Origin of the sequence: Streptomyces milbemycinicus (assembly GCF_002154605.1) — a bacterium.
GTDB lineage: Bacteria > Actinomycetota > Actinomycetes > Streptomycetales > Streptomycetaceae > Streptomyces > Streptomyces milbemycinicus.
Window position 1 is genome coordinate 1 of sequence record NZ_MUNE01000400.1, and the last position, 23,216, is coordinate 23,216.

Annotated in this window: 25 protein-coding genes, 1 other RNA gene and 3 pseudogenes; 12 read left to right on the plus strand and 17 right to left on the minus strand. The window is 67.9% G+C overall.

The window, feature by feature from the left end; all coding sequences use genetic code 11:
• From CCN51_RS30490 to CCN51_RS30500, 3 genes and pseudogenes are all read right to left on the minus strand, one after another.
• Positions 1-249, minus strand: a pseudogene (locus CCN51_RS30490) (acyl-ACP desaturase); the annotation flags it as partial.
• Between the two features lie 3 nt (positions 250-252).
• Positions 253-525: an acyl carrier protein gene (locus tag CCN51_RS30495; protein ID WP_014180216.1), complete on the minus strand. Its 273-nt coding sequence runs from the start codon at positions 523-525 to the stop codon at positions 253-255.
• Entirely contained in the window at positions 522-2,186 is a 1,665-nt protein-coding gene (locus CCN51_RS30500) for a fatty acyl-AMP ligase (RefSeq protein ID WP_245881708.1), read from the minus strand. The genes CCN51_RS30495 and CCN51_RS30500 overlap by 4 nt, the downstream gene beginning before the upstream one ends.
• A gap of 409 nt (positions 2,187-2,595) precedes the next feature.
• On the opposite strand from CCN51_RS30500, the gene CCN51_RS30505 reads away from it, so the two are divergent.
• Complete coding sequence (locus tag CCN51_RS30505; RefSeq protein WP_014180214.1) at positions 2,596-4,233, plus strand: FAD-binding oxidoreductase; 1,638 nt, start codon at positions 2,596-2,598, stop codon at positions 4,231-4,233.
• Positions 4,234-4,279: 46 nt separating this feature from the next.
• On the opposite strand, the gene CCN51_RS30510 is transcribed toward CCN51_RS30505, so the two are convergent.
• From CCN51_RS30510 to CCN51_RS56590, 4 genes are all read right to left on the minus strand, one after another.
• The gene (locus tag CCN51_RS30510) at positions 4,280-5,137 is read right to left on the minus strand and encodes a hypothetical protein (RefSeq protein WP_014180213.1); all 858 of its coding nucleotides are present in this window, start codon (positions 5,135-5,137) and stop codon (positions 4,280-4,282) included.
• 159 nt (positions 5,138-5,296) lie between these two features.
• Positions 5,297-5,689 carry a pyridoxal-phosphate dependent enzyme gene (locus CCN51_RS30515; protein ID WP_078610674.1) on the minus strand — a complete coding sequence of 131 codons (393 nt, stop codon included), beginning with the start codon at positions 5,687-5,689 and terminating at the stop codon, positions 5,297-5,299.
• A 54-nt stretch (positions 5,690-5,743) separates the two neighbouring features.
• Positions 5,744-6,136, minus strand: a complete 393-nt coding sequence (locus CCN51_RS30520) for a nuclear transport factor 2 family protein (RefSeq protein WP_043487744.1) — start codon at positions 6,134-6,136, stop codon at positions 5,744-5,746.
• 105 nt (positions 6,137-6,241) lie between these two features.
• Positions 6,242-6,805 (minus strand): hypothetical protein, encoded by a 564-nt coding sequence (locus CCN51_RS56590; protein ID WP_014180210.1) that lies wholly within the window; start codon positions 6,803-6,805, stop codon positions 6,242-6,244.
• A 237-nt stretch (positions 6,806-7,042) separates the two neighbouring features.
• On the opposite strand from CCN51_RS56590, the gene CCN51_RS30530 reads away from it, so the two are divergent.
• On the plus strand, positions 7,043-7,834 hold the full coding sequence (locus CCN51_RS30530; RefSeq protein ID WP_014180209.1) for a DUF427 domain-containing protein: 792 nt from the start codon (positions 7,043-7,045) through the stop codon (positions 7,832-7,834).
• A gap of 16 nt (positions 7,835-7,850) precedes the next feature.
• Here CCN51_RS30530 and CCN51_RS30535 read toward each other — a convergent pair whose 3' ends face one another.
• Genes CCN51_RS30535 through CCN51_RS30550 form a run of 4 tightly spaced genes read right to left on the minus strand, consistent with a single transcriptional unit; the run spans position 7,851 to position 10,853 of the window.
• On the minus strand, positions 7,851-8,912 hold the full coding sequence (locus tag CCN51_RS30535; RefSeq protein WP_078610673.1) for an LLM class F420-dependent oxidoreductase: 1,062 nt from the start codon (positions 8,910-8,912) through the stop codon (positions 7,851-7,853).
• A 17-nt stretch (positions 8,913-8,929) separates the two neighbouring features.
• Positions 8,930-9,520, minus strand: a complete 591-nt coding sequence (locus CCN51_RS30540; RefSeq protein WP_078610672.1) for a 3-phenylpropionate/cinnamic acid dioxygenase subunit beta — start codon at positions 9,518-9,520, stop codon at positions 8,930-8,932.
• Entirely contained in the window at positions 9,517-10,008 is a 492-nt protein-coding gene (locus CCN51_RS60165) for an SRPBCC family protein (RefSeq protein WP_405385168.1), read from the minus strand. The genes CCN51_RS30540 and CCN51_RS60165 overlap by 4 nt, the downstream gene beginning before the upstream one ends.
• Positions 9,891-10,853, minus strand: coding sequence for an aromatic ring-hydroxylating oxygenase subunit alpha (locus CCN51_RS30550; RefSeq protein ID WP_086013769.1), 963 nt, complete (start codon positions 10,851-10,853; stop codon positions 9,891-9,893). Before CCN51_RS30550 ends, CCN51_RS60165 begins: the two co-directional genes overlap by 118 nt.
• A gap of 456 nt (positions 10,854-11,309) precedes the next feature.
• Between CCN51_RS30550 and CCN51_RS30555 the strand changes: the two genes are divergently transcribed.
• Positions 11,310-12,878 carry a class I adenylate-forming enzyme family protein gene (locus tag CCN51_RS30555; RefSeq protein WP_014180205.1) on the plus strand — a complete coding sequence of 523 codons (1,569 nt, stop codon included), beginning with the start codon at positions 11,310-11,312 and terminating at the stop codon, positions 12,876-12,878.
• 340 nt (positions 12,879-13,218) lie between these two features.
• On the opposite strand, the gene CCN51_RS30560 is transcribed toward CCN51_RS30555, so the two are convergent.
• Positions 13,219-13,440 carry a hypothetical protein gene (locus CCN51_RS30560; RefSeq protein WP_014180204.1) on the minus strand — a complete coding sequence of 74 codons (222 nt, stop codon included), beginning with the start codon at positions 13,438-13,440 and terminating at the stop codon, positions 13,219-13,221.
• Positions 13,441-14,017: 577 nt separating this feature from the next.
• Between CCN51_RS30560 and CCN51_RS30565 the strand changes: the two genes are divergently transcribed.
• The 6 genes and pseudogenes from CCN51_RS30565 to CCN51_RS59385 all read left to right on the plus strand — a co-directional run bounded on the left by CCN51_RS30565 (position 14,018) and on the right by CCN51_RS59385 (position 17,848).
• Complete coding sequence (locus CCN51_RS30565) at positions 14,018-14,932, plus strand: MBL fold metallo-hydrolase (protein WP_014180203.1); 915 nt, start codon at positions 14,018-14,020, stop codon at positions 14,930-14,932.
• Between the two features lie 22 nt (positions 14,933-14,954).
• Positions 14,955-16,445 carry a carboxylesterase/lipase family protein gene (locus tag CCN51_RS30570; RefSeq protein WP_014180202.1) on the plus strand — a complete coding sequence of 497 codons (1,491 nt, stop codon included), beginning with the start codon at positions 14,955-14,957 and terminating at the stop codon, positions 16,443-16,445.
• Between the two features lie 12 nt (positions 16,446-16,457).
• Positions 16,458-16,553 (plus strand): annotated as a pseudogene (locus CCN51_RS58055) (RidA family protein); the annotation flags it as partial.
• Positions 16,554-16,558: 5 nt separating this feature from the next.
• Positions 16,559-17,410, plus strand: a complete 852-nt coding sequence (locus CCN51_RS30580) for a hypothetical protein (protein ID WP_162097963.1) — start codon at positions 16,559-16,561, stop codon at positions 17,408-17,410.
• Between the two features lie 53 nt (positions 17,411-17,463).
• Positions 17,464-17,748 carry a cytidylyltransferase domain-containing protein gene (locus CCN51_RS59380; protein ID WP_264349504.1) on the plus strand — a complete coding sequence of 95 codons (285 nt, stop codon included), beginning with the start codon at positions 17,464-17,466 and terminating at the stop codon, positions 17,746-17,748.
• The gene (locus tag CCN51_RS59385; RefSeq protein WP_264349503.1) at positions 17,657-17,848 is read left to right on the plus strand and encodes a cytidylyltransferase domain-containing protein; all 192 of its coding nucleotides are present in this window, start codon (positions 17,657-17,659) and stop codon (positions 17,846-17,848) included. The genes CCN51_RS59380 and CCN51_RS59385 overlap by 92 nt, the downstream gene beginning before the upstream one ends.
• Before the next feature lie 61 nt (positions 17,849-17,909).
• Here the strand turns inward: CCN51_RS59385 and CCN51_RS55175 are convergent, their stop codons facing one another.
• Positions 17,910-18,071, minus strand: a complete 162-nt coding sequence (locus CCN51_RS55175; protein WP_158104712.1) for a hypothetical protein — start codon at positions 18,069-18,071, stop codon at positions 17,910-17,912.
• Between the two features lie 57 nt (positions 18,072-18,128).
• On the opposite strand from CCN51_RS55175, the pseudogene CCN51_RS53625 reads away from it, so the two are divergent.
• Positions 18,129-18,248 (plus strand): annotated as a pseudogene (locus tag CCN51_RS53625) (IS5/IS1182 family transposase); the annotation flags it as partial.
• 14 nt (positions 18,249-18,262) lie between these two features.
• Here the strand turns inward: CCN51_RS53625 and CCN51_RS30590 are convergent.
• From CCN51_RS30590 to CCN51_RS30605, 4 genes are all read right to left on the minus strand, one after another.
• Positions 18,263-18,514, minus strand: coding sequence for a DUF5302 domain-containing protein (locus tag CCN51_RS30590; protein ID WP_014180199.1), 252 nt, complete (start codon positions 18,512-18,514; stop codon positions 18,263-18,265).
• Between the two features lie 159 nt (positions 18,515-18,673).
• Entirely contained in the window at positions 18,674-20,089 is a 1,416-nt protein-coding gene (locus CCN51_RS30595; RefSeq protein WP_043487743.1) for a DEAD/DEAH box helicase, read from the minus strand.
• A 356-nt stretch (positions 20,090-20,445) separates the two neighbouring features.
• An RNA gene (gene rnpB / locus CCN51_RS30600) (RNase P RNA component class A) lies at positions 20,446-20,852 on the minus strand.
• A 56-nt stretch (positions 20,853-20,908) separates the two neighbouring features.
• The gene (locus CCN51_RS30605; protein WP_014180197.1) at positions 20,909-21,487 is read right to left on the minus strand and encodes a Uma2 family endonuclease; all 579 of its coding nucleotides are present in this window, start codon (positions 21,485-21,487) and stop codon (positions 20,909-20,911) included.
• 193 nt (positions 21,488-21,680) lie between these two features.
• On the opposite strand from CCN51_RS30605, the gene yaaA reads away from it, so the two are divergent.
• Both yaaA and eda read left to right on the plus strand, forming a co-directional pair.
• Positions 21,681-22,478, plus strand: a complete 798-nt coding sequence (gene yaaA, locus CCN51_RS30610) for a peroxide stress protein YaaA (RefSeq protein ID WP_014180196.1) — start codon at positions 21,681-21,683, stop codon at positions 22,476-22,478.
• Between the two features lie 99 nt (positions 22,479-22,577).
• Entirely contained in the window at positions 22,578-23,216 is a 639-nt protein-coding gene (gene eda / locus CCN51_RS30615) for a bifunctional 4-hydroxy-2-oxoglutarate aldolase/2-dehydro-3-deoxy-phosphogluconate aldolase (protein ID WP_043491842.1), read from the plus strand.

Genomic DNA, 23,216 nt, shown 5'->3' on the forward strand with positions numbered 1-23,216 from the left:
GTTCACCTGGAACCAGGCCTGCCCGAAGGACTCCCGTACGAGGTTGAGCCCTTCGGCCACATAGTCCGGCAGATACATCTCGACGCCGAGGAAGGTCTCCGCGCACTGGGCCAGGCTCTCGTCCCGGCTCTGCTCCTGCCATTTGTCCCACGGAATATCGTCGAAGACACTCCAGCGGCGGCGGCGCTCGGCGAGTTCGAAGAACTCCATGTACTGCCGGTACAGCGTCTCCTCGGAAAGGAGGTCCACGGCTCAGCCCTCCCGGACCGCGGGCTTACCGCCCCGGATCAGCTCGACGACATCGCCTACGGTGCCGACCCCGAACAGCACGTCGTCGTCGAAGCTGAGCCCGGTCTGGTCCTCGATGGAGACGATCAGCTCAAGGGTGGCCACCGAGTCGAGGCCGATCTCCCCGATGTCGTCCGCCAGCGTGAACGTACGCTCCGCCAGCCGGGCGTCCACCTGCGCCGCGGCCTTGGCGACGATGCTGAGCGCTTCTTCTTCCGTCAGATCGGCGGTCGTCACTTGGCTCCTCCATGGCCCGCGGGGCCGTTGTGGGAATACGCGCCCTGGGAATACGCGTCACGGCAGGCGGCGCGCCGCAGTTTGCCGCTGCTGGTCTTGGGCAGCGTGCCGGGCTTCACCAGCACCACGTCGTCGGGCGTCACCCCGACCGAACCGCGGACCCGGGTGGCGATCTGCTTCGCGAGGTCCGGGGGCGAGCTCGCCGGCTTGTGCTCGGCGACCACCACCAGGCGCTCGTCGGGGGTGCTGAACGCGATCACATGGTCCGGGCGGACCCCCGGGAGCCCCAGAGCGGACCATTCGATGTCCGTCGGGTGGTACTTACGGCCGTGGTGAATGACCAGGTCCTTCGTCCGGCCGGTGACATACAGCTCACCGTCGCGCAGAAAGCCGAGGTCGCCGGTGCGCAGCCAGCCGTCCCGGAAGGTCTCCTCGGAAAGCTCGCGCGCCCCCCAGTAACCGCGCGCGACGCTCCCTCCGCGGATCTCGATCTGCCCTTCGGTGGACTCGTCGGCGGGCTCGCCGGAGGCGGCTCGGATACGGGCTTCCCAGCCGCTGAGCAGCGGCCCGCAGGAGACGATCTCGCGGGTCCCGGTCGCCTCGGCCCCGGCCCCGGGCTCCACCGGGCGGACCGCGCCCTCCTCCTCGAAGGCCGCACGGTCCACCGACAGCGTGCGAAGCCCGTCGCCGATCGTGGTGAAGGCCACCCCGAGGGTGCCTTCCGCCAGCCCGTAGGAGGGGGTGATGGCGTTCGCGTCGAACCCGACGCCGGCGAACCGCTCGGCGAACTCCCGCATGGTCCGCGGCCGGACCGGCTCCGCGCCGACCCCCGCCACCCGCCACGCGGACAGGTCCCAGCCGGCCATCTGCTTGTCGGTCGCCCGGCGGGTGACCAGCTCGTAGGCGAAGTTGGGGGCGTAGGAGAAGGTGCCGGAGATCTTGGACATCCAGTCCAGCCACGTAGTGGGCCGGCGCGCGAATTCGTAGGGCGGGATGAACCAGACGGGCACCTCGTACACCAGCGGCCCGAGCATGCAGCCGATGAGCCCCATGTCGTGGTACAGCGGCAGCCAGCTGACGAACCGGTCACGTTCGCCAGAGGTCCCCAGCGCCTGGTCCATGGCCCGGGCGTTCTCCAAGAGGTTGTCGTGGGTGACCACGACGCCCTTGGGCATGGCGGTGGAGCCGGAGGTGTACTGCAGGAAAAGCGGCTCCCCGCCCTCCGCCTCCACCAGCTCCCCGGTCGGCTCCCCGGCGGCGAGCTCCGCGTAGCCGATGGGCTTGGTCCCCACCGCGTCGACGCAGATGTCGAAAAGCGACTCGTCGGCGATGATGTGCCGCGGCTCGCAGGACGAATGGATCGAATGCAGGCGCTCCCGGTAGGCCTCGATCCGGGTCAGCATGGCCGGCGGGAACACCGGTACGGGGATGACTCCGGCGCTCACCATACCGATAAAGGCGACGATGAACTCACGCTGACCGGACAGCATCAGAATGCCGCGGTCACCTCGCCGAAAACCCGCAGAGGCGAGCCTCCTGCCGAAGTCCTCACCGGCGGCCTTCAGCTCCGCGAAGCTGAGAAAGTCAGTGGAATCCCCGGAGACGAACGTGAACCCCTGGGACGTTGATGACAACCGAGCGATGACACGAGAAAAGCTCACGTGCTGGAAACCTCCGCGTGCACGTACACCCCTTGGTAAGGGGGCATCGTTTTGCCGGGCCGCATTTTCGGTCCCCGGAGCCGTACGACACAGCAAGAAAATACCGAGGCTGGCACGTCACGGAATCCGGCACCCGATGTAGTCAGCGCTGCAACCCGGGCGGAAGTCCGGCATCAACCTTCCGCGGCACGCCGGATCAACCTCAGGGGGTGGGCGGCGGCGCTCGTGCCGCCGGGGGACTCCGTGATTCCGGGAGGCGGGGGTGGAAACCCCCGTGGCGAGGTGGTGCGAGATGTACCCCGGATCCGCTGTGTAGCCCACCTCTCAGGGCGGCCGTATCTCCCTACGGTCGGACGTGCGCCACCCGTATGGCGCGCACGCCCCTTCACCGAACGGCGAGGAGCCGACGATGAGTTCACACGACAAGCAGGCGCGGCGCACCGTCCTGCGGGCCATGTCGGCGGCGGGCGCGGGGCTGGCACTGACCCCGTCGGCGGCGCGGGCAGCCTCCCCGGAAGGCTCCGCCGTCGGCTCCGGTGCGTGTGCGTCGGACTGGCTACCCGAGGGTCCGCTACGGGTGTCCCCCGCCGACCCCCGCTACGCCCACCTGGTCGCGCGGGGCGCCAGCAACCGCTTCCGGGGCAGGCCCGACCATGTCTACCTGGTCGGCTCGACGGAGCACGTCGTACGGACCGTACGGGAGGCGGTCCGATCCGGGGCGCGGCTCGCCGTCCGCAGCGGCGGGCACTGCTTCGAGGACTTCGTCGACAACCCCGACGTCAAGGCGGTCATCGACATGTCGCCCATGGCGGATGTCTCCTTCGACGAACGGCGCCGGGCGTTCGTCGTCGAGGCCGGGGCCACCCTCGGCGAGGTGTACCGGAAGCTGTACCTCGGCTGGGGCGTGACCTTACCGGCCGGATACCACGCCGAGGTGGGCGCGGGCGGGCATGTGCCCGGCGGCGGATACGGGCCGCTGTGCCGGCTGTTCGGAGTCGTCAGCGACTATCTCTACGCGGTGGAGGTCGTCGTCGTGGACCACGCGGGTGAGGTGCGCGCCGTCGTGGCCACCCGGGAGCAGGACGACCCGAACCGCGAGCTGTGGTGGGCCCACACGGGCGGCGGGGGCGGCAACTTCGGCGTCGTGACCCGCTACTGGTTCCGCTCCCCCGAGGCCACCGCCGACACCGACCCGTCCCGGATGCTGCCCACCCCCACCAGGACCGCGCTCACCTTCACCGCGGACTGGAGCTGGGAGGGGATGGACGAGGAACGCTTCACCCGCATGGTCCGCAACCACGGCCAGTGGGCCGAACGGCACGGCGCCGCCGACGAGAACGCCGCACTGTACGCCGAGTTCGCCCTGACCCGCCGCGCGGCCGGGGCCCATCTGCTCCTCGGCCAGGTCGCCGCGGAGCCCGGCGCGGACCGCCGGCTCCTGGACGGCTTCCTCGGCGCGGTGAGCGCGGGCACCACCCGGCCGGGCAACCTGAAGGTCCAGCGGCTGCCCTGGCTCACCGCCGCGCTGAACGGCTCGGGAGAGGCGGTGGGCGACTGGTACATCAAGATCAAGTCGGCCTTTCTGCGGCGCCGCCTGACGGACGCCCAGATCGCCGCCGTACACCGCCACCTCACCCGCGCGGACACCGATGTGGTCGCCGGGAGTGTCGTCCTCAACACCTACGGGGGCGCCGTCAACGCCCTGTCCCCCGCCGATACGGCCATGCCGCACCGCGACTCCGTAATCAAGCTCTCCTGCCTCGCGTCCTGGGCGGAGCCCGATCAGGGGCCTGACTATCTGGCCTGGATCCGCGAGTGCTACCGGGACCTGTTCGCCGCCACCGGGGGTGTCCCCGTACCGGGCGAGGCCGCCGACGGCGCGTTCATCAACTACCCGGACACCGACCTCGCCGACCCGCGCTGGAACACCTCGGACACGCCCTGGCAGACCCTCTACTACAAGGACAACCACCCGCGCCTGCGGGCGGCCAAGGCGCGCTGGGACCCGCGCGAGGTCTTCCGCCACGCACTCTCGATCCGCCCCTGACCCGCACCATCAGGTGGTGATACCGCGAAGGGAAACGCGGGGGCGGTCAGAAGAACAGGCTCACCGCCTGGCCCACGGTCATGGCGAGCCCGAGCAGCAGGACCGGCACCCCGAAAAGGACGATTCCCGCCGTCCTCCAGGCCAGGGTTCGCACCGTCAGTGTGCAGACGGCCTTGTCCGGGTCTTCCGGGTCGTAGACGACCTCGATGCGGTTCGGGTCGCCGCCGATCTTCGGCGCCGCGTAGTCGGCCACGATCTCGTGCTTGCCGCCTTCCAGGTCGGCGTATCGGAAGTACCTCTGCTTGCCACCCCCGTGGGAGAACCGCGCCACGACCGCGACCCCCCGCTTCCTGAGCACCCACCGTCGGCGCGCCGCCACGGCCCCGATCCCCACGAGGAGAACGCCGAGGGCGAGCGGCCCTATCCCGACCCCCCACAAGACCACCCGGAACATGTCTCCCGCCAGGGCCAGCCCCGCGATACCCCCGAGGTAGACCGCGAGGACGGCGGAGACCTCGGCACGCGTGCGGCGTTGCCTGCGCCGGACCGCCTCCGGCACCCCCGCAGGCAGCACATCGACCAAAGGAGCCCCGCCTTCCGGCGGTCCCGTCCGCGGTCTCGCCCGGTTGATCACCTCGACGAGCCGCGCCGCCGCCGTGGCGTCCCGGCCCGCCACCCTGAACACCGGCCCCGGCACACCGTCGGCGCCCCACAGCGCGACCTCGACCGACCGGCCGTCGCGACCCGTCGCCCGGGCCTCCTCGACGGCCGCGATCGGTATCCGCCGACGTGCTTCCCGCTCCTCCAGCCATACGGCCCCGGCCTCGATCCAGATGCTCGCGCCCTGTCCGCGGAGCGAGAGCGACGGCAGCCGGGGAGGCGACGGCTCGGACTGACGGGGCATGACTACCTCTTTCCTGAGGCCGGTGTCCTGAGGCCGGTGTCCTGAGACCGGTTTCCTGAGGCCGGTTTCCTGAGACCGGCGGACGGTCGCGCGCTGCACGGATTCCGGCAATCGCCCTGCACGGGCATTGCGTTGCGGGAACACGCCGAACGAAGGCTCTCAGACACGGGGCCACCGCACGGCCGTGTCGGCCACGGCGGAACGGGCCCGCGTCAGCGCCTCGGCATGCCCGAACAGTCCGGGCAGGCCGCCGGTGTGCAGAAACACCGTGCGCCGGCCGTGGCGCACCTGGCCGTCGCGGACGGCCGCGATGAGACCGGCCAGGGCGCGTCCGGTGTAGACGGGGTCCAGGACGATGCCCTCGGTGCGGGCGGCGGTGGTGAGGGCGTCCACCTTGTTGCCGCCGCCACCCAGTCCGATCAGATCGTCACGCTTGACCCACAGGTCGCCCGGTTCCAACCCGACCGCCCGCGCCAGCCGCGGCGCGGGCTCCAGCGGCGTGGGCCGACTCATCAAGTGGGCCCGGACGGTTTCCTGACGCTCTTCGGACACGATGGCCGCCTTCGCTGCGCAGAGGGACGACCTCGACTATGCCACCGGGCGTGGTCAGCCCTGAGTGTTCTCGGCTGCCTTGGCCGCCGTGGCTGCCTCGGCCGCCGGGAGACGGTCGAAGATCGTGGTGATGTGCCTGATCTTGCCGTCCTCGATCGTCATGTACTCCGCGCAGCGGAAGTCCTTGATCCACTGGGTGTCGAAGCTGTAGACGATCGCCGCGCTCTCCTCGTCAGCGAGCACCTTCGTCACGGTCGCCTTGGTCAGCACGTCCACGAACTTCTGGGTGAACGGGCGGTACGCCGCAACACCCTCGATCCGGCCGGGGGGCGCGTCGCAGACGACGTCCTCCTTCAGGAAAGTCAGAGCGGTCTCGACATCCCCGCTGGTCCACGCCTTGGCGTAGCCCTCGGCGAGCTGCTTGGTGTCGGTCGCGGTCACAGCCATGTCCTTCCGTAGCGGCCGCGTCCATCCAGCGGCCCGATGGCTGCATCCTCTGCGCGGTATATGACACCTCGCGTCATATACCTCAGGAACTTGGCGCGGCGAGACTCAGGACGCCGGGGTCTTGTCCGCCGCGGTGATCTGACAGGTGATGGACGTCCGCTGGCTGTAGCTGGTGGTGTCCGCCATGGTGACCGTCTTCGTGGAGTTCGCGAGCACCGTGATGTATTTGTGCCGGTACCCGATGAGGCCGCCCGACGGATCGTTCCAGCTCACCGCGACGCTGTAGCTGTAGCCCCGTGTCGTGTCGGCATTGGTGATGGTGACGTCGTACTTGAGCTGCTGGGTCGACGGATCGTAGTTACAGTTGCTGCCGTCGGTCTCGTCGAGCCCTTCCGGGTCGTAAGTGCTCGGCACGGAGGGGGAATCCGACGGGGTCCCGTACGACGGCGCGGACGAGGGGACACCCGAGGGCAGATCCGTGGGCAGATCCGTAGGCAGGTCGGTCGGCACCCCGCTGGCGCCGGACGACGCGCCGCCACTGCCACCACCGGAGACAAAGCCGCCGCCCCCGAGCCCGTTGCTGCCGTGCTTGTCCTTCTTCCCGCAGCCGGTCAGGGCCAACAACCCGACCGCGGCGACGGCGACAAGGCGTGAGGAACGGCGATGCATGTACTACCCCCGTGGGAAAACAGCCATCAGGCTTTGACGAGCACACGCCACCCTAAACGGCCCCCTGTCCCGGAGCCGCTTCGGGGGGTTCCCGCACAGCCGTCCGGCGCGGCGCACCGACCACACCGGGTAACATTCCGGACAAAAGCGATAGCCCCCAGGTCAGGGCGGGCGCGGCCGTACGGAGGAACACCCTTCGACACCCGGGCTGGAACGAGCGAGCCGAGGTAGCCATCAATGGCGGACGAGAGCGTGCAGCACCCGAGCCTGATCGTCCCGATCGGCCACGTCGAGCCCGTGCCGCGACGCATCCGGGGGCTGATCGGCGGCCGCGTCGTCTTCGACACCCGGCGCGCTCTGTACGTATGGGAGCGGCCCGCCTACCCCCAGTTCAGCATCCCGGTCGAGGACATGGTCGAGGGTGTGCTGACCGATGACCACCACACCGAACCGCTGGGCGCCGGTCCCGCGCGGCGCCACTCCCTGCACATCGGACCTGAGGTCCGCCAGGGCGCCGCGTGGCTCTGGGACGACGGCGCCCCGGAGCCCCTGCGCGGCACCGTCCGCTTCGAGTGGGAGGCGCTGGACTCCTGGTTCGAGGAGGACGAGCCGGTCTTCGTCCACCCGAGGAGCCCCTACTCCCGAGTGGACGCGCTGCGCTCCTCCAGCAGCGTCCGTGTGGAGCTCGACGGGACCGTACTGGCCGACGCACCGCACTGCGTAAAGCTGTTCGAGACCGGCCTGCCCACCCGCTACTACCTCGACCGCACCCACATCGACTGGCCCCGGCTGCGCCCCACCGACACGGTGACCAGCTGTCCGTACAAGGGGACGACGAGCGGCTACTGGTCGTTCGACAGCGACGTCGCCACCCACGAGGACATCGCTTGGGCATACGACTTCCCGACGGCCCACGCCAACCGCATCGCGGGACTGGTCGCGTTCTACAACGAACAAGTCGACCTGTACATCGACGGCACACTGCTGCCGCGCCCCACCCACCCGACCTCGGCCGCGCCGGCCAAGTAGCCCGGCGCACGCGTCTTCAGCACACAGCCGACTGGCTTCCAGGACCTCGAAGATCCCCCTTTCCCTGCCGAATCGCCTGAAGAACCTGCAGAGTGTGCGCGCCAGATGGGTCATCCGGTGTAGAACAAGGCAGCGCAACTACTTCGTCAACCGCCGCCCCGTAGGCCAGCAGACCTTGCCGAACAGCTTCCTTGTCACCGAATATTCCGATTTTTTTGACCAGTTCGAACGGCACCGCCTCAATCAATTGAGAACGACGAGGCCGGGGTGAACTCCGGGCGAAGTCAACCACATCACCGTACCCAGCACGCGCGAACATCTCGCTGTATCCGGGTGCGTTGAGGTAATCGGCCAGCATGTTTCGCACTTGCTTCAGGGCTGCCGCCCCCGCGGTAGCGGCTACCGGCACCCAGGCGGCGACCGGCGGCCGGGGGCGCAGGGCAGCCTCTGACTCCTTGGCGAGTTGTTTGGCCAACTCCGCTGCCGTCTCAACGGTGACGAGAGCCACCGCCATTCGGTCGGCCTGGCGGGCTGCCGTGCGGATGGTGTGCGTCCCGAAGGCGGCCATCGTGAGATATCCAGTGGGCGCGGGAAGGCGCAATCGGTATCCGCGGGTCCGGATCACCTGACCGTCGACTACCGCCCTCTCTTGGGCAAGAAAATGCCTTAGGGCCTGCACGGATTCACTCATGGCTCTGGCCGGTCGCCTGTGGTCACGCCCGTGCCAACCTGTGACGATGATGGGGCTGGATGGCCCCACTGCGATGCGCACCTTCCTGCCACCGGAAAGAGCGGCGACGCTGGCCGCACCTCTTGCGATCATTGCGGGGTCCCGAACCGCGACGGGAAGCGGCCCCAGAGTCAGTGGAATTCTCTGTGTGCAGCTTCCGATAGCTGTGGCCAGGGCGAAGGTGTCATAGGTTTCTCTCTCGCCGATCCATAATTCGGGAAAGTTGTACTCGTCAGCGAGTTTCGCCGTCTCCAGCGCTTCATGCGTCGGCCGATCCTTCCAGAGCCCCAAGCCCACCGTGATCTGCGGCAGATTCTCGGCCCCGGCAGCAGTGCGGTCACTGTTCATGTGGCTCCTCCGCTCGATTATAGAAACGTGTTGATAGACGGCGCCGGCAAAGTACTGTCCTGCAGCAGGATGGTGCGGCGAGCAATACGGAGAGAGCCGTCCTTAAGACGCCGCAGCCTATCTTCGCGGCGCGCATACAACGTGTGCCTCTCGTTCTCGAATCGGCTGGAGTAAAGGATCAGCACGGAGTGAACGTCCAGGTTCCTTGGAGTGCCAGCGGGTATGACCTCAACGTTACTGACGACGTGCAAGTGACGGATCGGGGGGTCCTGGGACCACGCAGCCGGATGTTCAAGGTGCTGCGCACGCTCCTTGAGTAATCTCCTGTCGTGATCGAAATAGGCCATCCGTTCAGGGCCGTACGTTCCTGCCGGGTCCCGGCGCTGACGGTCTTCAATTCCGGGCATCCAATAATGGATGTCGTCGGCGCACAGTTCCAACCATTGAAGATACTTCCCGTTGTCGAGGAGCCGAGCCTCCTTGTAGAGGAAGTTCTCCACCTCTCGTTGAAGGGCTAGCGGTTCAAGTACCTCCACGAGCGGCTGCGGCAACTGGAAACCCAGGAATCCTGAAGAGGATTGCGGTGGAACAAGAGGAGATTCGTTCATGGCGTCTCCGTAGATGTTGAGTCGCTGCTGACGTCACCCCAAATGGGGGCGAGCATGAGAGCGCGCCACCGTTTATAGTAGGCTCGCGCATTCTCCTCGCTTACCTGCCCCTTGGAGACGTTGAGCCCTTCAGGCAGTCCCGGGAGTGATATGCGATTTCCCTCACCCAGCGCACTGTACAAATGATGTTTTCGGGTGGCGGTGCCCTGGTGGGACGCGGTCGCACCTTGCCAGGGCGGCACGTCATCACTCTCGAATACACCGGTCGGGGAAAATGTATGCATCGCCCCTACGCGCCATGCATCCTTCACTTCTTCAGGAGCATTCTTGTTGACCAGGACATAGGTGTGCAGAACCGTTTGACTGGGGCTCACCGGCCGCCAGACACGAAAGGTGTTCTGCCCGGGAAGGAACGAGAAATTCGGGAAGACCGTAACCGAGCTGGTGGAGCCGACCGCCCAAGCGCGAGGCCATCCGAGTCGCTCAATGAACTGTTGCTCGTGCTCTCGCAAATAATCTTTGACGAGCGGCTGCCAAGAGTAGCAGCGTTACCGCGCTTATCGAGATTGAACTCCCAGCAATGCCCATTTGCATTGACTTGATAGCTTTCGGCGTCAGGACCTCCGAGAAGGGGAACTTGACGGCCTAGCATCACTTGCGCTCCGGACGCATGGGTATACCGGGCGTGAAGAGCATCGCTCGCAAAGTTCTCGGCAGGAATTTTGTAGTTACAGGATATTTCAGAGCGGATGGATCCGGGAAGGAACTCCGTTCCTCCTGGGTCGTTGTCGAGAATGGTGTCCATCATGTAGCTGAACGGACCCAGGTAATCAGCCAGCGAGGGTGCTGTGGGGTCGAGGTTCCCGAAAACTAATCCTTTATAGCTGTCCACCTGTGCAACAGGCCGAAGTCCCAGCTCGGAACGATCGAATCCCGGGGTACGCTCGAAGGCACCCACCTCGTGCAGCGATCTCAGCTTGCCGTCGGTATCGAAAGACCAGCAATGATAGTTGCAGACGAAGGTCTTTGCGTTTCCGACTGCAGCTCTGACTACAGGGTTTGCTCGATGCGGACAGCTATTCAGGTATGCACCGATCGTGTTATCCCGCCGCCGGACGACCAGCACATTATCGCGCCCCATCCAGGTGGTGAGAAACGAGCCATACTCGGGGAGTTGAGACTCATGAGCAAGGAAGAGCCAACATCGCCCGAATATCCTCTCCAATTCAAGATCATAAACATCAGGGTCCTGAAATATTCGAGGGTCGAGCCGCCCTCGGTCCAGATCTTTCAGGGCCAGAATCTCTCGGAGATGTGCAGATAAAGCAGTCATGACGCCTTCTGTCTACTGGGATTCACCCAAGAGCGACCGTAACAATCTTCGTGCTCGACGAGCATGGAGCGACCGGCAAACAGCAGACAGCCATCGCGCCTGGGCGGAGGCGCCCACCCTCCCGGCCGGCCACTCAGAGCCGTCCCGGTCACCCAACCGCAGGGGAACCGACGGCAGAGACACAGACACAGGTAGGGAGTAGCTCCCGGGACGGTCTACAGATGCTGGTCGCACACCGCACACCCCATCGGACTCCCTGTTCACGAGGCCCTCCATGGGAGTCGATGGGTCAATCGACCGACGCAAGCTAACCACTGCCCTCAAGAGCGGTAAACCCCAAGGTGTGGACACAAGTGGTCGAGTAAGCCTGACATGAGCGGGGTCCTGACAGTACCCGTCAGTCCATTGCAGAATCGGTAGCCTCTTGGACCACCTCACGCCGAAAAGGAGGACTCGATGTCCTTACCGGAGCCCACCGAGGGAACGACGGCTGCAGTTGGAGTCGGACGGCGCGCCCACACCACCGTCGTCGACGCCTTCCGAAACGCGGTCGAAACCGCTCCCGATCGCATCGCGCTGCGCCAAGGCGAGGGACAGCTCACCTACCAGGAGTATGGGCGGTGCGTGGCCGGCTTGGCAGCATGCCTGGAGAGGGCAGGCGTAGCCGACCGGCCCGTGGCGCTCGTGCTGCCCAACAGCATTGAGATGGCCGTATCAATCTTCGCTGTCCTGACCGCCCGAGCCCAAGTAGCACTGTTCAATCCCGCGTATACAGCTTCTGAGCTGCGGCTGCTGCTAGCTGATGCTGCCCCGGCCGCCATCGTGGCAAGCCCCGGTGCGGACAACGTCGCAACCGCGCTGGAATCCAGTGAACCACCTGCTTTATTCACTGTCGGCTCGGCAGACCTTTCGCTTGATTGCTGGCGCAGCGATCCATCACTGGATATCGACAACCGCCTCCGCCCGCGTGCCAACGAATTGGCAACTCTGATGTACACGGGAGGAACGACAGGGGTTCCCAAAGGTGTGATCCACAATCATGCCTCCCTGATGGCCACGGTACATGCGATGGAAGCCTGTTGGCCTACACGGCTTGACACCGAGGTATGGGCCACCGTCGCACCGATGACGCACATATGGGGCCTGCTGATGGGTGTGCTCAATCCTGTTTACGGCCGCGCTAGTGTCGTGAGTTTCCCGCGCTTCCAACCCAGCGCCGTCATCGATGCGATGGCGGAATACGGGATCAGCGTATTCTCTGGTGGCCCTGCGGCGATCTACAGCGGTCTCCTGGCTGCCCCAAATCTCGCCTCGGCAGATCTCCGGCAGCTTCGTGTCTGCCCAGGCGGCGGCTCCCCTTTCCCTGCCTCGGTGCTCCGCCAATGGAAAGACGCTACTGGCGTGGAGATTCGTGAAGCATATGGCATGACTGAGGTAGCACCGATCACAAGTCAGGCACCAGGAGAGAAAGCACTGGCTGGCTCCGTAGGTCGCCCTGCGCCCCAGGTTGAAGTGTGCATCGCTTCAGATGGAGGCCAGGGTCCGCAGCCCGTCGGCGCTGTGGGGGAAATTTTGGTGCGCTGTCCGCAGCGCATGTTCCGAGGTTATCACCGAAGGCCAGAGGATACAGCGAAAGCACTTACAGATGGCTGGTTGCGAACAGGTGATATCGGTCGACTTGACGCAGAGGGGTACTTGTACGTCGTCGACCGCGCGAAGGACATGATTCTTGTAGGCGGGTTCAACGTTTTCCCGCGTGAGATAGACGAGGTCATAGCCTCACATCCCCACGTTGCGCACTCGGTCACCATTGGAGTACCTGATCCACGGAGGGGTGAGCAGCCAATAACATTCATTGTGCCCGTTGCAGGCAAATCGCCCGACTTGGAGAATATTAACGGTCATTGCGTCGAGCGTCTCGTCAAATACAAGCGACCTACTCGCATCATAGTGTTGGACAAGATTCCATACACCCCCGCCAGAAAAGTGGACCGTATGGCCTTGCGTTCTCTATTCACTCAGTGACCGACGCGCACTCTCACATGTGGAATTGACTGAATTTCAGAAGCCCGGTGTCCCATCTGTTCGGCGCCGCGCCTGTCTCGTTCCTGTGCCGCATGGCCGGCCGATGGCCTGGCCGACGCCGGCCACGGCAACGAAGGGAATCGGCTCGGCGGCAGCGGAGGGCGACGGGCGGGGCGCTTGCGTCGTGCGGCTGTGGGCCACATCACGATGCAGTCACGTGACGCATACCGGCGGTGCGCGGCCGGAGCCAGAATCGTGATGCGAAGCCGTGCATCTCCACCTCGGAGGAGCGCTCATGGTCATCGAAGGCTCATGGCTCGTAGGACTTGGGTTCCATACTTCATGCGGTCGGCTCGTACGCCAGTTCTATGTCATCGACGGCGTAGCCGATCTTGAGCAGGCCCGAGAGGAGGCTCTTGAGAAGAGTGCCGCCCCAGGTGAACGCGCGGCCCGGGACGGTCTCCGGCCCATCGACGGGTGCGTCGAGATACGACGGGTGATACGCGACCCGCTGGGCGTCCGGCGGCTGTCCGCCCCGAGTCCGTGTCCGGCGTGAGTCCACCGGCAGCCGTGCTGCCCCGTCGCGGACACCGCGACCAGCCCGGGACGAGCAGCCGCCTGCTGAGCGGGTCGGCGCCGGCCGGTGGTGATGAACCAGAGGCCGTTCCCACGCTCGCTCAGGACCGGCCGCAGCGGCTGGCACAGTCCCGCGACCACCGGTTCGGCCCTGACCCGATGCTCGTGCCCCGCGGTACCTGGGCGCCTACAGGGCCCGTCGCACCCAGGTCGGGTTGCCTCCGGACCAGCGCGAGGACCGTTGTGTCCAGATGCAGTCACATGACTCATACCGCAGCACGCCCCGAGCGACACACCATGGCTGAGCAGGGTCGTCCACGGAACGGACGCGTACCGGGCGGCCCTGTTTCCACCGGCGAAGCCCCGACGGTCTGATGCCCGCACCCGGCCTCGGCGGCGGGACCGCCCGAGGCCGAAGACGCCGCGGCCGCGGTCACAGCGCCACCGGTGCACTGCCCCGCAGGGGCGCGGCACCCCCCATACCCGTCATGAGCAGCCGCTCATCCGCATCTCGCGGGCGCCTGCGGCCCGAGCACGCGGAACCGATCGAACTGGAGAGAATCGTGGACACCATCACCCTGGGCGATGTCACCGTGACCCGTGTCTGGGAGTACTACGGTCCTGTTGACCTGACGCCGGAAGTGTTCGTCCCGGAGAGCCCGGCGGAGGCGTGGGAGACCCACCGTTCCTGGCTGGTTCCGGACTTCCTGAACGCCGAGACCGGGATCGTCAACTCGGCGATCCAGACCTGGGTGCTGCGCAGCGAGGGCAAGACCATCCTGGTCGACACCGGCGTCGGCAACCACAAGGAGCGCCCGTACGCGCCCGTGTGGAGCCGGCTGAACACCGACTTCCTGAGCAACCTCGCCCGCGCCGGGGTCAGCCCCGAGGACGTCGACATCGTGGTCAACACGCACCTGCACATCGACCACGTCGGCTGGAACACCTACCTCGACGGCCGGACCTGGGTGCCGACGTTCCCCAACGCCACCTACCTCATGCCCAAGGCGGACTTCGACTTCTGGAACCCCGCCAACGAGCACAAGCCCCTGCTCGGCCGCGGTAACCAGAATGTCTTCGAGGACAGCGTCGCCCCCGTGCACCAGGCCGGCCTGACCCACCTCTGGGAGGACAGCCACCGGATCGACGGCAACCTGATCCTCGACCTCGCCCCCGGCCACACTCCGGGCTCGTCGGTGCTGAGGCTGGAGTCCGGATCGGACCGGGCCCTCTTCGTCGGCGACCTGATGCACAGCCCGGTCCAGATCCACGAGCCCGACGCCAACAGCTGCTTCTGCGAGGACCCCGCCGAGGCCCGTGCCACCCGCCGCAAGCTCCTGGGCTCGGCGGTCGACAACAACGCCCTCGTCTTCCCCGCGCACTTTCCCGGGCACGGCGCCGCTGAAGTGGTCCGCGAGGGAGACAAGTTCGCCATCAAGGGCTGGGCGCCCTTCGCCCCGTACACCGAGCAGGTCTGAGCCCCCGCGGAAAGGCATCGCTGTGAACCACCACCCCGACCCCGTCGTGACCACCGCTCAGGGAGCCGTCCGCGGTCTGCGCCAAGACGCCACCCTCACCTTCCTGAACATTCCCTACGCCGCCCCGCCCCGCGGCGCCGGCCGCTTCGCGCCGCCGCAGCCGCACGAGCCGTGGGACGGCGTACGGGACGCCACCGCGCCGGGACCCAACGCCCCGCAGTCCGAACGCAAGCTCGGCAACGTGGACATGACCCCCTACTTCGGCACCGGCTGGAGCCGCGGCGAGGACTACCTCACCGTCAACGTCTTCACGCCTGCCGTCGGCGGTGACGAACTGCCGGTCATGGTGTTCGTCCACGGCGGCGGATTCGTCGCCGGATCGACGCGGTCCACGATGTACGACGGCTCCGCGTTCGCCCGCGACGGCGTCGTCCTCGTCACCCTCAACTACCGGCTCGGCATCGCCGGGTTCCTCGACATCCCCGGGGCGCCCGCCAACCGCGGCCTGCTCGACGTCGTCGCCGCGCTGCGCTGGGTGCGGGAGAACATCGCCGCCTTCGGCGGTGACCCGCACAACGTCACCCTTTTCGGCCAGTCGGCCGGGGCGACCACCGTCGGCGGCGTCCTCGCCACCCCCGAGGCCGCCGGCCTGTTCCGCCGGGCGATCGTCCAGAGCGGCAGCGGCCTGGGCGCGTTCACCACCGAGCAGGCCGCCCGCGTCACCAAGGCGGCGGCCGAGGCCCTGGGCATCGAGCCCCACGTCGACGCCTTCGCGGACATCTCCGACGACCGCCTGGTCGAGGCCGCCTCCCAGCTCGCGGGCATCGACCTGCAGACCGAGACCCACGGCGACCCGCTGATCGGGCTCAGCCCCTTCAGCCTCGTCCTCGACACACAGCCCGCCACATCCGTCGCCGCCGGCCTGAGCGCCGACGTCGACCTGCTCATCGGCACCAACACCCAAGAGGGAAACCTCTACCTGGTCCCGGTGGGCAAGTACGCCACCTCGACAGCCGCCGACGTCGACGAGGCCGCGGCGCGCTCGCACCCGAATCCGGCGCAGCTCGTCGAGACCTACCGCAAGTCCCGCCCCGAGGCGTCCTTCGCCGAACTGCGGTCCGCCATCATGGCCGACGCGCTGTTCGGCGCGGGCAGCCGCGCTCTGGCCGGCGCCCATGCCGCCCACCCGAAGTCCGCCACCTACGCCTACGAGTTCGCCTGGCGCTCCAAGGCCCTGGACGGAGAGCTCGGCGCCACCCACGCGGTCGAGCTGCCCTTCGTCTTCGACCTCGCGGACCGGCCCGAGGTGAACGGCCCCAACGCCCTGCTCGGCCCCGACAAGCCCCCCGCGGACCTCGCCACCCGCGTACACGAGACCTGGATCCGGTTCGCCAGGACCGGCGACCCCGGCTGGGACCCGTACGACACCGAGCGCCGGGCCACCATGCGCATCGACGCCGAGTGGACCCAGGCCGACGACCCCCGCAGCCAGGAACGCCAGGCCTGGAGCTGACCCCGCACCTGTGTCGGCGAGCCCTTCCCCGCCCGCACCACCGTCTACATGCAGCTTCCGCCGGGACTGCTCGTGGAGGTCGACGCCCTGGCAGTGCTGGACGACTGATCAGGATGGCCGGTCGTCTGACGAGGGCGTGCACCAACCTGAGGGTTCCCCCGGCGCACCTGCTCGACGCCCTGTGCGCACTGGCCGGACGACCGGCACCTCCCCGGGGGCCGCATCCCGTACGCCGCGTCTACGGGCGGGTGCTCCAGACAGTGGGGTCGTCGCCGCCGGGCGTGCTGGAGCCGGGCGATGTGTGCGCGGCCACGTACGTGCGTGCGGGCCTGTTGAACGCCGAAGTCCCGGCCCCGTCGGACACGGCCGTCCTGTGCATCCGGCGCACGGTCGACGACCTCGGGCCGGCCGACTTGTGGGAACTGGCCCGCGGAACCGCCATGACCCGGGGCGATCTCTCGTGGGGCGCCGCCGCGGTCCTGGCGGAAGGGGATTCCGGCGCCGCAGACCTGCTGGACGGACTCGCCGCGCACACCCTCGCGCAGGAGGTTGCCGAACGGTCCCCGTGCCACTGGGGCCGAGGCCACACCGAAGCGGTACGCGCCGCGCTGTACCGGAGTCTGGCCGACCTCGCGGACGTCCTCCTGGAGGTGTCGGAGTCGACCCCGACACCCCTGGACTGGACCGTCCACGACAACGGCCGAAGGTATGCCGCCACCGCAGCGGGCGACGTGGTGACATACGACGTACTGGTCCGGACAGCGCAGAACACGCCCCCGGCTGCGGCACCCGTCTGGCACCACCCGTCGCTGCCCGCCGCACGCACCGCCTGGCAGTGGCGGATCGCAAGCGGACCGGCCGACCGTGCCTCTCACAGCTGCGCGCCCTTCCCCTCCGCACTCGCGGCACGGCACGCCGCCGAGTGCGCGATCACCGCACTCGCCGCCGGGAGATGCGGCCTGTGAGCCACATCGGCCTGCGCCGGAAGCAGAGGGCTCGTCCCGGGCGGCCTCGTACTATGGCCGTCGTCCCCTGCCGCTACGGCTCAACCCGCTTCCCCGGCAAAGCCCTGGCGCCCGTGAACGGTATGCCCCTGCTGAGGCATGTCCACCAACGGTGCCTCATGGCCGAGAACATCGACGGAACGCTGATCGCCACCGACGATGTGCGAATCACCCGAAGCCTGCTCGCGGCTCGGCATCCCTCACCTGATGACCGGTGCCCACCTGACTGGTACGGATCGAGTGGCGGCATGTGTCGAACAATTGCGTGCCGATGTCTATGTCAACGTTCAGGGAGATGAGCCGTTCGTCTCCCCTGTGGCCGTCGAAGCGGTAGCTGCCACCCTCCAACAATCCTGCGACGATGTGACTGAGCCCTTCGGTTGGCGAGTTAGCGCTTGAGTCGGCGGTTGAGCGTTGAGTTGGCGAGGGCTGCGTTGTCCGCCTGTGGTGGCGCTGGGCGTCAGGTGTGCAGCTGGTACAGGTACAGCCCTCGGTTTCCGCCCACTGCCAGGCTGTGTCCGATGCCGCTCCATGCGCAGGAGTGCATCGGCCCCTCGGCACGCGCCAAGCTGGTGCATTCACCGGTGGTGCGGTCCCAGATCCGGACGGCCACTGCGTTCACCGGGCCGGTGTGGCCGGTCAGGGAACGCAGGAAGGCGGGGTTGGGCAGGTCGGGTGGCCGGTCGAGCGCGGCGTCGCGCGGCTGAAGTCGTGGCGGATCTTCCGCAGGTCCCGGTGCAGTCCGAATCGAATGTCGTCAATCTCCGCGGCCGTGCTCACTCTGGAGCGGCAATGCTGAAAGAGCTCAGTGACTCAACCGCCGCTCTTGCGCCGGAACGACCGCTGGCTCGCAGCCGGGCCGTTCGCCCTACGGACCTTCGACGCCTCGACGTTCGCAGGGAGGTCAGCGGCGTCCGCCTGCACACCGCGCTTGCGCGCCAGGGCCTCCCGGAACTTGCGTTTCAGGTCGTAGTGGCCGTCGCTGTCGGGCACCAGAGCGGACGTCTCGGGGTCGGTCGGCTCCGAACCTTCTGAACCTTCTTTGGATGCAGACTCTGCGGTCATGGCGACCTCCTGGGTTCGGGTAGTGGGAAGCACAGCTTGTCATGCCGGGCACACCACGAGGGCGTTCATCTCGTAGATGTATGCACAGGAGGGTTTCGGGCCGGGCTGCAGGTTCTCCGTTCCGGGGTCGGAAGTATTCGATTATCAGGGCAGCGGCTCTCAGCCGCCGCGACGCACCAGGGCCGCCTTGCGGGCTTCGGCGAGCTTGCGGGCCTCGCCAGCCTTTCGGGACTTGCCGCCGGCGCCGCGGGAGGTGTCCTTGCTGGTGCCCAGGCCTCGGAAGGGAGCGTTGGTGTTCTTGGGCCGGGGCGCGGCGGGCCTGCCGTCGAGCGGGGTGCCGGAGGGGGCCTTGGCCCCGGTGATCCGGCTCAGCTCCGCCTCGCCCGAGCGTACCTTGGTGATGGTCGGCTCGATGCCGGCCTCTGCCATCAGTCGGCTCATCTCGCGGCGCTGGCCCGCCAGCACCAACGTGACGACGCTGCCGGACTCACCGGCCCGGGCGGTACGGCCCGCGCGGTGCACATAGTCCTTGGGGTCGGTGGGCGGGTCGACGTTGACCACGAGATCGAGGTCGTCGACGTGCAGGCCACGGGCCGCGACATTGGTCGCCACCAGGACGGTGATCTGGCCGTTCTTGAACTGCGCCAGGGTCCGTGTGCGCTGCGGCTGGGACTTGCCGCTGTGCAGGGCCGCGGCGTGCACTCCGCTGGCTCGCAGATGCCGGGTGAGCTGGTCGACCGCGTGCTTGGTGTCCAGGAACAGCAGTACGCGGCCGTCGCGGGCGGCGATCTCCGTGGTGACGGCGTACCGGTCGGGGCCGTGGACGACCAGAACATGGTGGTCCATCGTCGTGACTGCGCCCGCGGACGGGTCGACCGAGTGGACGACGGGATCGTGGAGGTAGCGGCGGACCAGGTGGTCGACGTCGCGGTCCAGAGTGGCCGAGAACAGCATCCGCTGACCGTCGGGGTGTACCTGGTCGAGCACCTCGCTCACGTGCGGCAGGAAGCCCATGTCGCACATCTGGTCGGCCTCGTCGAGGACGGTGATCCCTACCCGTCCCAGGCGGCAGGCCCTGCGCTCGATGAGGTCGTGCAGACGGCCGGGGGTGGCGACGACCACCTCGGCTCCATGGCGCAGCGCAGCGGCCTGCCGGCCGATCGACATGCCGCCGACGACCGTGGCCATCCGCAGCCGCAGTGCCTCTGCGTACGGCGCAAGCGCCTCGGTCACCTGTTGGGCCAGCTCTCGGGTAGGCACCAGGATCAGAGCCAGGGGCTGCTTCGGTTCCGCGCGCCGCCCAGCCGTCCGTGCGAGCAGCGGTAGGCCGAAAGCGAGCGTCTTGCCCGATCCGGTGCGCCCGCGCCCCAGGACATCGCGTCCCGCGAGGGCGTTGGGCAGCGTGGCTGCTTGGATCGGGAAGGGCTCGCGCACACCGAGTTCGCTGAGCGTTCGCAGCACCTCGGCTGGTAGTTCCAGGCTGGCGAAGGAAGCGACCGGGGGCACCGTTGGCGCAGTGGCCATGAGCGGGGCGAGAACGCTGTGCGAGGTGCCGGGGAGGTCAGGGTGATTCATGAAGAACCTTCCGCATGCGAACGTACCGAGGAAGGCCCGGTAGGAATGAGCAGTCGACGAACAAGAGGAACCGGACAGGCAGGATCGCCAACCGTCACGAGCACGCAAAACCATGAGGCTAACACGAAGTGACAGCCCCGCGTCCCGAGATCGCGGCCCGGCGGTCCCGGCCTCAGCCGGCCGTCTGCCCGCTACTTCCCCCGGCTGTCAGCCCCTGCGCGGTTGCGCCCTCGATAGCCGAGCACTGTCCGCGGCTCGGCCGGGAACACACGGGAAACCGCAGGTAGGGGAAGGAAGTCTGTCGGGGCACGCGATGGCCCTGCCCAGGGTGTTTTCCCAGGTCAGGGCCGTAATGGCGGACGAGTCGGCCTGTACGCCGGGTTCTGTTCCCCAGGGCCCTTACGGCCCCTGGGGCGGCGGCCATCCATCTAGGACCGACGTTGCCGCCGGTCTCGTGCGGTCTACCCGCGGACTCGGGCGGGCAGCCCTCGATCGTCCGCGCAGAGCCGCCGGGAGGCGGCTCCTCTTGACCTTGCTCCGGGTGGGGTTTACCGAGCCGTCCGAGTCACCTCGGACGCTGGTGGTCTCTTACACCACCGTTTCACCCTTACCGGGAAGCCTCGCGGCTCCCGGCGGTCTGTTTTCTGTGGCACTGTCCCGCGGGTCACCCCGGGTGGGCGTTACCCACCACCCTGCCGTATGGAGCCCGGACGTTCCTCGGCGGGATCCCGAAGGACCCCGACGCGACCGCCCGGCCGGCTCGTCCGCCGTGGTGACCATGCTACCCGGGCCGTGCGGCGCCCCGGACAGCGGCGGGGATCACAGGAAGTCGGCGGTCTCCAAGGTGAAGGAGAAGGGCGCGGGGAGGTCGATCGACTTGCCGAAAGGCAGCGTGTGGGCCTCCCGGTAATCGGCCTTCCCCGGGTCGCTGAACAGTGTCAGCGAGCTCTTCTCCCGGTCGACGAGGAGGTAGAGCGGGATGCTCCCGCGCGCGTAGCAGTGGCGCTTGGCCTCCCGGTCGCGGTCCGGCTTGGTCGAGGTGACCTCGAAGACCATCGAGACGCCCTCGCACGGCATCCAGGATCCGGCGCCTCGGAAGAGTCGCTGCTCTGCGGGCACGAACGTCCCGTCGGGGATCACATGGTCGGGCACACACCGTCCGCCGCGGGGGATCTTGAGCCCCTTGTTGCCGGAGAAGTCCATGTCGACAGCAGACTTCCTGATCACTTGCTCAATGATCACGCTGATGTGTGCCTCATGACCCCCGTCGGGCAGCGCCGTGACGATGATCTCCGCCTCGATGAGCTCGGCCCGCAGACCCTCCGGCGTATCCAGGGCCAAGAAACCCTCCAGTACGACTTCCTCATGCATGGACGGCTCATGTCGCACGGCGCCCATATCGATCCCCTTCCCTTTTCGCCGTCAATGTAGGTGCCGAGAGGGCAGCGGCACGCGAAAGAGAGCCCGCCTCACTCGATCGTGCGGACGGGCGCCCGCGCACAAGGCGCCCGCCGCTCCGTCGCGGTGTCGTCAGGCCGTAGGCTGCCACGGGCTCGCCGCCCGGAAGTCGTGGAGGGAAGGAGAGAAAACGGTGCTCGTGCTGTTGCCGCCGTCGGAGGGAAAGGCCCCGGCGGAGTCGGGGGACCCGCTGGATCCGGGGGCGCTGTCGCTGCCGGGGCTGGGTGAGGCGCGGGCGGCGGTGCTTGATGCGTTGGTGTCGCTGTGTTCGGGCGACCTGGAGAAGGCCGCCGAGGTGCTCGGGCTGAGCAAGGGGCTGCACGGCGAGGTGGCGAAGAACGCGGGGCTGCGGGAGGCCGGGACGCGTCCGGCCGGGGAGATCTACACCGGTGTGCTGTACGACGCGCTCGGGCTGGCGACCCTGCCCGCCGCCGCCCGGCGCCGGGCGGAGCGGTCGCTGCTGGTCTTTTCGGGGTTGTGGGGCGCCGTACGGATCGACGAGCGGATCCCGTCGTACCGCTGCTCGATGGGCGTGAAGCTGCCGGGGCTCGGCGCGCTCGGGGCGTTCTGGCGCGCGCCGATGGGCGAGGTGCTGCCCGAGGTGGCCGCGGGCGGGCTGGTGCTGGACCTGCGGTCGGCGGCGTACTCCACGGCGTGGAAGCCGAAGGGTGAGGTGGCGGAGCGTACGGCGAGCGTGCGGGTGTTGCAGTCGAAGATCGTGGACGGGGTGGAGAAGCGGTCGGTGGTCAGCCACTTCAACAAGGCGACCAAGGGCCGGTTGGTGCGCGATCTGCTGGTGGCCGGGGCGGAGCCGAGCGGGCCCGAGGAACTGGTGGAGACGCTGCGGGGGCTCGGCTACACCGTGGAGGCCGCCGCGCCGGGCAAGCCCGGTCAGGGCTGGGGGGTGGATGTGGTGGTCAGCGAGTTGTAGGCCCCTTGGGCCGGATGACGCTGTCAGATGTGACCCGCGCAGCCAATCCCATTGCAGCATGCGCAACGGCCGTTGCGATACATGTCCCGCGGCGGCAGGATGGCCGGCGTGACTAGCGCTTCCCCCTCTGTTCTCGACGTCGCCCCCGTTATCCCCGTCGTCGTCATCGACGACGCGGCCCACGCCGTGCCGATGGCCCGGGCGCTCGTCGCGGGTGGGCTGCCCGCGATCGAGGTGACCCTGCGCACCCCGGCCGCGTTGGATGCCATCCGGGCCATCGCCGCGGAGGTGCCCGAGGCTGTTGTCGGGGTCGGTACGGTGTTGACGCCCGAGCATGTGGAGTCGTCCGTCGCGGCCGGGGCGCGGTTTCTGGTGAGCCCGGGGTGGACGGAGCGGCTGTTGGGCGCGATGCGCGCCTCGGGTGTGCCGTTTCTGCCGGGGGTCTCGACCACGTCGGAGGTCGTGGCGCTGTTGGAGCGCGGGGTGACCGAGATGAAGTTCTTCCCGGCGGAGGCGGCCGGGGGGACTGCCTATCTGCGGTCGCTCGCCTCCCCGCTCCCCCAGGCCCGCTTCTGCCCCACGGGCGGCATCGACGCCTCCCGCGCCGCGGGCTATCTCGCCCTCCCCAACGTGGGCTGCGTCGGCGGCACATGGATGCTGCCGTCGGACGTGGTCGCCGCGCGCGACTGGGGGCGGGTGGAGGAGCTTGCTCGGGAGGCGGCGGCCCTGCGCCCCTGA